At 64.8% G+C, this 3,586-nt stretch carries 2 protein-coding genes; both read right to left on the reverse strand.

The window, feature by feature from the left end; genetic code table 11:
• A partial coding sequence (locus IV500_RS21060; protein WP_196398775.1) for an alpha/beta hydrolase occupies nucleotides 1–1,199 on the reverse strand: 1,199 nt, incomplete at its 3' end.
• The coding region (locus IV500_RS21065) for an MprF family protein (protein ID WP_196398776.1) at nucleotides 1,199–3,586 on the reverse strand (2,388 nt) is incomplete at its 5' end. The genes IV500_RS21060 and IV500_RS21065, both read right to left, overlap by 1 nt.

A 3,586-nucleotide genomic window follows, 5' to 3' on the forward strand; every position in this document is an offset into this window, starting at 1 on the left:
GCGGCGTAGACCTGTTCGCCCTGGGGTTTGTAGAAGCTGTCGGCGGCGCCCACAGTGATGATGCCCGCGGTGGCGGGAAAGTGGCCGGTTTTGAACACGTCCAGGGGATTTTGCCGGGCGAAGGCGGCGGCGTCGCCGTGGAAGTAGCTGTTGAGCAGTGCTTGGTGGCCGGCGGGGATGGTGGGCATGTTTTCCCCGGAAATGTCAATGAACGTCGGGTATACGTCCGGAAAGTTCACGGCCATTTGCAGGGCGCAGGTCCCGCCGTAGGAGAAACCGGCAACCGCCCAGTTCCTGGCGGCTCCAAGGCCGGCGTTGAGGGTGTTTTTGACCCAGTTGGGGACATCGACGGCGAGGTAGGTGGCGGCTTCGCCGTGGCTGGTGTTCATGCATAGGGAGGGTTCAGCGACGCTGCCTTGGTTGGCATCGGGCATGACGATGATCGGGGCGAGTCCTTTGTGCGCGGCGGCGTAAGCGTCCATGAAAACCGCCAGCTGGCCGCCGGTGAGCCAGTCCTTGGATCCGCCCGGCACACCGTGGAACAGGACGAGTACGGGGAGGACGGCACGCGGTGTTGCCAGGTACGCCGGGGGCAGCCAGACGTACCCTTTGCCCGGCTGGACCCCGGAGACGGTACCCGGAATCGTGACCTCGGCGACGGTGCCTTGGCCGGGCATCCCCGCCGGCGGGTTCCAGGTGGCTTCGCGGGTCAGCTGGACGGACGGAACGCCGGACCCGGACCCGGACCCGGCGCCGGGGCCAGGGGCGATGGATGGCAGTGCCTGGATCTGGACCTCGGTCCCGGCCAGGGCGCCCACCGTGGGGTAGCTGCCGTAGTAAGCGTTGACGCTCACGGCCGAGGCGAGCAGGACCAGGGGCACGGCGCCGGCGGTGATCAGCCTGCCCCGGAGCCGGGCCGAGTGCAGGAACCTCGGGACAACCAGGGCGAGGGCGAAGAGGCCAAGCCCGATCGGAACGTAGAGCTGCAGAGGCTGCGGGGCTCCCCACAGATTCCACACACGCTCGGTAACGAACCAAAAAGCTATGCTCACCATGAGGGCGGCCGCGGCGGCAAGAGGAACCGCACGCAGCAGGTGGCCTCTGCCGGCCAGCACAAGCCACAGCAGGGCCGCGATACCAAGGACTGTGATGACGGTGGGTACCGGTCCGGTAATCAGATCGAGTTTGGACACGTTCATCAGGACCGTCCTGCGCGTGCTGCCAGGTGCAGGAAGTCGGCAACGGAAGCATCGGGGACGTAGGCTTTCGCAATTGCCTGTCCGATGGCCGGCAACGCCGCCGGGTCCGGATAACACATGTACAGCGGGATGTAGCGGGGATGGAATTTTGCTTTGAAAGCGAACAGGGACCGGAACCCGTAGACCGGTTCCAGGGTCCGCCCCAGCCAATCCAACACCCGGTCCAGGGACCCGGTTTCCGCTCCGTGTTCGCTCCCCTGCCGTTGCCCGTGCGTGGATTTGGCTAATGGTGCACCGGACAGGCTCACCGTGGAGTATCCCTCGGACTGGAAGTCCAGGGCGGCCTGGGCGATGAGGACTTCAATACTGTTTTTGAACCCGGCCGAACGCCGGCGCATAAAGTCCAGCGTCCAGCCGGTGATCTCCCCGCCCGTGTAGGCGGGAAGCCAGGACGCGACGGCGTGCACGGTCCGGTCAGCGTCGATGACGAGCAGACACCTGACCTCGGGGTCATTTAGTTCCTCCAGCCCACCGAGGGTGAAACCCATTTCCGGGAGTTTCTTATCCGCGACCCATTCTTCGGAGATACTCCTGATCTGATCAATGACAGCCAGCGGCGCGGACGGATACCTGACCCACTCAGTATGGACACCCTCCCGCACCGCCTTGTTCAGCGCGGTCCGGATGTCCTGGAACTTTTTTCCGCTGAACGCCAGGGCACCTAAATCCAGGACGGTTTCCTCCGCGATCTGCACGCCCTGCCAGGACAGGGCAGCTGCGGCATCGCGCACGGCCGGTGTCACCGAATACAGGCACGGCGTCCAGCCCATGACTGCGCAGTGTTCGGAAAACTCGTGCAAAACCCGTTGCCGGTCCGACACCGCGGAGATCGGATCCCCGGTGGTCAGCGCAATCCCGGCCAAAACGCGGTAGGGAACGTAGCCTGTCCCGTCGGAGGAAAACCAGTACGAGTTGCCCTCCCATAAACCCATCCAGCCGATGGAACCGCCATCGTTGCTTTTCAGCAGGGCCCGCGCCTGCTCCCGACCCGTTTCGGCCGTATGCACAGCCGGTCTGCGGAAAGAGGCCAGCAGCAGGGCCGAGACCATCACCCAAAACAACACACCGACCCACTCATACAGGACATCGGCACCCAAACCATTAGGCAGGAAATCCGGGAACAGCTGCAACGTCAGACCCAGCGGCGCCAGCCGCTGCGGAAAATCACTGATCAGCCGCCAACCATCCGCCGCAGGGCTGAACTGTTCAGCCACGACCAGACCACCCACCACGTACACGGCCGCCGCACCGGCAGCACTGAGAACAACCTTTCCAGCCAGCCCACGATACAGAGCACGCGGCGCGGAGATGGTGAACAACCGGCGGCCAAAGAGCAGCAGAACGACCACAGCCGCCGGCACCAGCACCGGAATCACCAAATCAGTAACAAAAAACATACCCCCGCTGGCCGGTGCTGCCTCTGCAGTATCAGGACTGCGGTGCAACGTGGTAAAGGAAAAGACAGCAAGGACCATCAGCCCGCACTGGAGGACCAGCGTCCCCCACCACGCGAACCGGCGCCCGAACCGAAGACCGTAACAAAACACCAGCAGCAGCAGCGACGGTACGCACGCCATGATCACCGCGCCCGCTCCGGAACGCAGCTGAAGCTGGGCGACGGCGCACTCACGCGCCGTCGCGGCCGCCGCACAGATCCCCCGGATCGCCGTCGGGTCAGTGTCCTGCACGCCCGTGAAAAGCTCTCCCAACACAGCGAAAGGCCCATTCGCGTTCGCGGACACCGCAGCCAACGGCGGCCCCGCCGCAGCAGCCGCACAAACCAGGGCGATCAGGATCCGGCTCTCCCGGATCGAGGCCGCCGGCACCGTCCTGATCGAGACGGACCGATACATCACCTTCCCCACCACATATCCCGCGACCGCCGACGCCAGCAACATGATCGTGATCATCGCCCCGTTAAACAAGACCATGGTCCCCAGCAAAATGAATCCACTCACCCGCCAGCGACGCCGCCACATCGTGCCCAGCGACGCCGTGGACGCCATCGCAGCCCCCACCACCGCCAGTGCGGGACCGCCGAACCCGGTACCAGCCAACGCCGCAGCCCAGTCAGGAAAAGCGAACGACACAGCACCCGCAACAGCGAAACCACCCAGAACCCCCGTCAGGTGACCCGCCACCAGCGCCACAGCAAACCGGGACGTCCCCAACTGCCGCTCCGCGAAAATCCCCAACCCCAACAACGCGGCAGTAGTCCACAGATACGTCCCCAGATCCGGCGCCCACAACAGCGACAACACCACCGACCACGGATGGGAACCCGACGTCGAGGGATTCGCCAGCACCGCGCCCGCAAGATGGCCCCG

The sequence above is a fragment of the Arthrobacter terrae genome (assembly GCF_015708085.1).
GTDB classification, from domain to species: domain Bacteria; phylum Actinomycetota; class Actinomycetes; order Actinomycetales; family Micrococcaceae; genus Arthrobacter_M; species Arthrobacter_M terrae.